6 protein-coding genes are annotated in these 4,498 nt (G+C 51.1%); 4 read left to right on the forward strand and 2 right to left on the reverse strand.

Annotated elements, in window-relative coordinates; translation table 11 throughout:
• Positions 1-50 precede the first annotated feature (50 nt).
• Positions 51-389, reverse strand: coding sequence for a hypothetical protein (locus QCH34_RS07395; RefSeq protein ID WP_300332362.1), 339 nt, complete (start codon positions 387-389; stop codon positions 51-53).
• A gap of 182 nt (positions 390-571) precedes the next feature.
• Between QCH34_RS07395 and QCH34_RS07400 the strand changes: the two genes are divergently transcribed.
• The 4 genes from QCH34_RS07400 to QCH34_RS07415 all read left to right on the forward strand — a co-directional run bounded on the left by QCH34_RS07400 (position 572) and on the right by QCH34_RS07415 (position 3,000).
• Positions 572-1,357: a 4Fe-4S binding protein gene (locus tag QCH34_RS07400; RefSeq protein ID WP_300332364.1), complete on the forward strand. Its 786-nt coding sequence runs from the start codon at positions 572-574 to the stop codon at positions 1,355-1,357.
• A 6-nt stretch (positions 1,358-1,363) separates the two neighbouring features.
• Complete coding sequence (locus QCH34_RS07405) at positions 1,364-2,182, forward strand: alpha/beta fold hydrolase (RefSeq protein ID WP_300332366.1); 819 nt, start codon at positions 1,364-1,366, stop codon at positions 2,180-2,182.
• 110 nt (positions 2,183-2,292) lie between these two features.
• Entirely contained in the window at positions 2,293-2,727 is a 435-nt protein-coding gene (locus tag QCH34_RS07410; RefSeq protein ID WP_300332369.1) for a hypothetical protein, read from the forward strand.
• A 6-nt stretch (positions 2,728-2,733) separates the two neighbouring features.
• Positions 2,734-3,000, forward strand: coding sequence for a hypothetical protein (locus QCH34_RS07415; protein ID WP_300332372.1), 267 nt, complete (start codon positions 2,734-2,736; stop codon positions 2,998-3,000).
• A 4-nt stretch (positions 3,001-3,004) separates the two neighbouring features.
• On the opposite strand, the gene QCH34_RS07420 is transcribed toward QCH34_RS07415, so the two are convergent.
• Positions 3,005-4,498, reverse strand: a 1,494-nt coding sequence (locus QCH34_RS07420; RefSeq protein WP_300332373.1) for a HAMP domain-containing sensor histidine kinase, incomplete at its 5' end; no start/stop codon positions are given.

Consider the following 4,498-nt stretch of genomic DNA (forward strand, 5'->3'; position numbering starts at 1 on the left):
CGCACAATTATTATAACTCTTTTTTCATTTTCCTTACACATACAATGATTTTATTTTTCACTTGTTGTACGCCCGAATATCTCGCTGAGCTGATTTTGAGCATCTTTCTTTGTGAGCATACCATTCTTCAGTGAATACCCGATTTGAATAATCACCCGGATATCATTCAGTGTCAGCCGTGAGAAGGAGTAGCTCTTCCAGGTCTCCCGATCGGCCTGCATCCAGAGTTCCTCAAGCATCTGGCGCAGTGACCCGACATCCTCCTCGGAGATATCATTCCATTTCTTTCCCTGTGCAGAACGGATGATTGCTATTGCCCCTTCAACGCTCCTCTGTTGTTTGAGCAAAAAGACCCTCCGTCCCACCTCATCACGTTTCACATCCGGCATGCATGGTAGTGTATCGCACGGGTATAAGAGCGTTGGCACCATCCTGATACCCTCTCATATACACGATCAACCATATCCTCCATATCACAGAGAGCTGATTCAAAAGAGCCTAAATGCCTGCCTAAAAAGATGATGTTTCTCCATCCCAAATCTATTTGATTCTTCATCGCCAATATTTTTCCATGTTTGGTGCCAATTCCAACCCACTTCTCCTTATAGGCGTAGTCTACGCGGTCACCATCTCAATTGTCTCTGCATACCTCTGGGCAGGCGGACAGTTCTCTGCAAGAATCAGGCACCTCCTCATCATTATCACAATCATCTTCGGATTTGCCACTTTCTCTCCGATGATCCCGCATCAGTTCCAGGGGCTCGTTGAACATCTGGCAGAGGGACAGCGTATCGGCACCATCCTTTTCTCCGGGATAATAGGACTTGGCATCCTTACACTCCTGGCTGCTCTCTTTGGCCGCCACTTCTGCGGGTACCTCTGCCCAATCGGAGCAGTACAGGAGGCTGCCTACACCATCCCGACAAAGAAGATTCCCGTGCAACAGAAAGGCATCCTGAGTGCAATCAGGGGACTATTTCTTGTTGCCATGATTGGAGGGGCATTTCTCTTCGGGATCGAGCTCCTCGACTATTTCGGCTTCTCGGACTTCTTTAAGCTCACGCTCTCGGCAGGAACACTCGTCTTTATCGTAATTCTCCTCACTTCCATCCTGATCTACCGCCCGTTCTGCAGGATTGTCTGCCCGGTCGGGGCAATCCTCCAGATAGGAGCGTTTCCAGCTATATATAAGATCAGGCGGACAGACGCATGCATTGAGTGTGGAAAATGCGAGAGGGCATGCCCCACAAACGAGGCGAAAGCAGAAGATAGTAAATCTGAATGTTACCTCTGCCGCCGGTGTATCGAGGTCTGCCCAAAGGATGGGGCGCTTGTGTACGGACGAAAGAAGGTTTGAGATTTGATGCACAACACCGCATGCCCCGTTCTCCTGATCCATGGATGGAACAGCCATCCCGGGATCTGGAAAAAGATGATTGCCGGACTGGAGGCAGCCGGGATACCCGCATGGAATTTTGGCTATGTGGAGAACCCCGATCCGCATCCGGTCACCGTCGCAGAAGATCTCCATGATTTCATCGCTGATATGCGGAGGAAAAACCGGTACCAGGGTGAGATCGATATCATCACCCATTCAATGGGCACCCATATCACCCGCTTCCTCCTTGAAGTCCAGGATGGAAAGGAGAAGGCTGAAAGGGTGAGGCAGTTCATCGGGATCGGCCCCCCGAATAATGGATCGTCAATGGCAGAACTCTTCTGCGATCCTGTCTACGGGGAGGAGATGATCCGATTGCTCGAAGGCATCTTTGTCCCTGCCGGATATGATCCCGAAGACGACAGCCTTGTGCAGGAGGTCCGCCCCGGCAGTGTCACCATGGCTACATTGAAGTCTGCGGGGCTCAGGGATGATATCCGGTACCGGTGCATCCTCAGCAGGAATATCACCCATACAGAATCGTTTTTCCCAATACTCGGCGGCAGAACATGGATCTTTCAGGAGGATGGAACATGGGAAACGACATTTGACGGGGACGGTGTGATCCCACATTCAGACTCGTTGATGCCCGGAATCCAGCCGGAGATCATTCCTCTTGACAATTCGCTCTTTACAAACTGCCCGCACCAGTTTTGCCATGGCAATCTCCCGAAGAATCCGGAAGTGATCCAGTGTGCCATCGGATACCTGACCGGAAAAGAGAACGGAAACTGTTCTTTCTGATAAAACCACATACGCAAGACCACCCATACAGACCTTTTTTATACTACAACCAACTACAAACACCTGTTGAAAGGCATGAATTCCATGCCATTTACAGAGAGAGTGATCTCATGACAACAAAGAAGGAAGTAGAGGAGAAGGTTGCTGAGACTGCAACAGATCTGGAAGAGAAAGCCCAGAAAGAGTTTGAAGAGCTGAAGAAAGAAGCAGCAGCTGCCATGGAAGAGGCAGCAAAAAAACTTAAAAATGCCAGGAGCAAGATCGAAGGCGAGGATCTTGAAGCCCTTGTGAAGGATATGGAAAAGACCCTGCAGAGCCTCGTGCCAGAGAAGATGCCGGATACCGCTGAAGTGCAGGAGAAGGTTAAAGAAGTCATTCACGATGCGGAAGAGACGATCAGGACTGTTGCGGAAAAAGAAGCGGAAATGATGCAGGAGCGTGTTGAGACGGTCGAGAGTTTCGTTGCAGATCACCCTATCGCCTCGATCGCCATCGCAGCCGGTGCTGGGTTCATGGTCGGCCTGATCGCAGCAAAACTCAGGTAATCCTGTATGAAAGAGAACAAAAAGAAGAAAGCCGGTAAGAAAGGTACCTCCCGGGATCCCCTCTCCTGTGTCAGGAGGCACCCGATCCCTGCCCTCTTCTTTACATTCCTCGGCGGAATAGCAATTGGTGCCCTCATAGCATATAAAATCAGAAAGATCGGGGAATCAAAGGCGGATGAGGAGAAGAAGAAACAGGGAGGAATCGCACCACTTCTTATGACACTTGTCACCCCCTACATCCTCCGCCGAATCCTCCATTTGATAACCGGATGAATTATCAGGCGCCGGGAGGCGTCCCGGCTTTCCTCCAGCCTCCGGAGGGGATCCTTATTTGAAACTCCGCCCCTGCGCCGGCTGTTCCTGTTTCAACAATGGTGATCCCGGTGATCGAGAGGATCTCTGATACCAGGTAGAGACCGAATCCATGGCTCCTCCCAAATGCTGGCCTGAAGATTGATTCCTTCTTTTCATCAGGAACACCGGGACCGTCATCTGCCACGACAATCACAAGATCCCCGGAATCATCCATGGCCTTAAAGCGGAGAATGCTCCCGGAAGCTGCATGGAAAACGGCATTCTGGCAGAGGTTATGCACCACCTTGCCGAGCATCGGATCAGCCAGAATTTCAATATCCGCAATCTCGTTCTCAAGGCAGAGAGAAGAGCCTTTGAGGATATCCGGGGCTATTGCATCGACATATGATCCAAAATCCTGCCACGAAGGGATCTGTGCACCCATATCCTGGTAATCGCGGGTGAACTCAACCTTCCTCTGGATCGCACTCACCTGCTCTTCCAGCTTTCTTAAATAGCTCTTCACCTCATCTGATACCGGGAGATCCGAGGCGAGATAGAGATATCCGGCAGCAACCATAACATCATTGAGTATATCATGCCGGGTGATTGCCGTCAGGATATTCAGCTTCTTATTCGCAAGAGAGAGTGCATCCTGCACCTCTTTTCTCACGTTTATCTCCTGATCCTTCTCTGCATTTGCATCAAGGAGACGCTGGTATGTACGGGCATTCCTGATCGCAAGGCCAAGAACCGGAAGGAGGACGCGGGCAGTATTCCTGTACCCGTCAAGAAACTCAGGATGTGCGAAGTGATCGAGCCTGAACCAGAGCAGCACCTCACCTCCATAAGCAACCGGCAGAACAAGACCTGAGGATCCCTCTTCATATGGGATATCAGAATGTTCTATTACCGAGGGTGAGAAGAGAAGCCTGAAGAGGTGATCGATTCGTCTGATCACCGCCTGTTCCGTGGCTGCCGCCGCAATTTCCCTCAGGAGATCAAATGCCATCGTGTAATCTGCAACCTGCCCCTCAAGCCCTTTCAATTGCACCATTGTCCTTTCACTGAGGGCAACAGACTCAAGCGAGGCGAGTGTCTCCCTGAGCCGGGCTGAGAAGAGATCCAGATCAAGAGGGACAATTGAAAGAGGCACAGAGAGCCGATCCGCCAGCTCCCTTGCACCGGCATCGGCAGTGCCATCATCACGGGTCCTGAGATGGACAACGCGCCTGATTCCGGTATCAGGAAGAGGTTTTTGCTCACCTGGCGGGGATATCTGGCAGGGAAATGTCAAACGTTGCTTCCGTGCAAACCCCGAGAAGATCATATAGACGCCCGGGCCGGAGAGCGAACGGAGTTCATTTTTCGCCAGGAACATCTCCGGAGACCGGAGGTGGGCAGAGAAACCAATCTCAGGTATCGGGGAAGAGCAGCCGCAGCTCAGAACACAGATCTGATCAACTTCTTTTGAGAG

The sequence above is a fragment of the Methanocalculus sp. genome, assembly GCF_029762515.1.
Classification (GTDB): Archaea; Halobacteriota; Methanomicrobia; order Methanomicrobiales; family Methanocorpusculaceae; genus Methanocalculus.